The organism is Alkalibacterium sp. m-11 (genome assembly GCF_054658155.1).
In genome coordinates this window covers 1-559 of the sequence record NZ_BAAGIR010000346.1, presented here as the reverse complement: position 1 = coordinate 559, position 559 = coordinate 1, and the positions used below count along the sequence as shown (strand labels likewise).

The window sequence follows — 559 nt, the reverse complement described above, 5'->3', positions numbered from 1 at the left end:
TGAAATTAGTCCACAGATTTAAGCTGTGGACTGCTCAAAAGCCCGAGGATACCATGTTTTCCACATGTGTATACCTCGGGCTTTTGTCACCGTTCAGGAAATCATAAAATTTTGGGTAAATTCAAATGAAAAGAGTGTTTTTAGTTAAGAGTATGGAGAAAAGTGTATGCCCAATCTGTATGGGGAAACTTGAAATTATAGGGTCTAGAAGGCGGTACGTGATAGATGCTACTGGATGCAGAAAAATTCTTGTTGTTCGAAGAATGCGATGTCTTAACAGTGTTTGCAGAAGAATCCACCATGAATTACCTGATATCCTGGTACCCTATAAAATACACGCTGCTGAGATCTTGGAGAAGATCATCGAGAAAGATACCCAAGAGGTTCCCCTTGAAGAATCCACCATCCAAAGAATTAGAAACTGGTTCTATCTGTAGAAAAGCAAAATAATCCAGCCAGTAAATGTCACTTTATTCCGGCAGTTTTTTTTAAGAAAATGGGTCAATTAAGCGACAGAATCTGTTTATTCCAGCACGTTTGTCAGTTTAGACCAGCGGAT

1 protein-coding gene is annotated in these 559 nt (G+C 39.2%); it reads left to right on the top strand.

Annotated features, from left to right (window positions below):
* The first annotated feature begins 125 nt into the window (after positions 1 to 125).
* Positions 126 to 437, top strand: a complete 312-nt coding sequence (locus tag ACYQ2O_RS12745; protein WP_459796775.1) for a DUF6431 domain-containing protein — start codon at positions 126 to 128, stop codon at positions 435 to 437.
* Positions 438 to 559: the final 122 nt, after the last annotated feature.